We start from the raw sequence: 251 nt of genomic DNA on the forward strand, positions 1-251 counted from the left end.
TCGAACCCGGTTTCCTGCTGGATCAGGCCATTGGGGTGGTACTGCAATCCATAGACTTCGCCGACTTCATTTTCGATTTCGGTGAGCAGCAGCCGAACATTGTCATAGCGATACCGGACCTGGCTGCCATCGGCGTTGATGCGCCGGCTGATCAGGTGCAGCCCATCGGCATACTCGTAGCGGGTGACGTGCCCCAATTCATCGCGTTCGGCGGTGATCTTTCCGTACGGGTTGTAGCTGTATTCCCGCGT

1 protein-coding gene is annotated in these 251 nt (G+C 57.4%); it reads right to left on the reverse strand.

Features of this window, described 5'->3' with window-relative positions:
* Positions 1-251: hypothetical protein (locus tag AC0IYH_RS32945; protein ID WP_471838585.1), on the reverse strand; the 251-nt coding region annotated here is incomplete at both ends.

Source organism: Pseudomonas sp. AC463 (assembly GCF_979253585.1).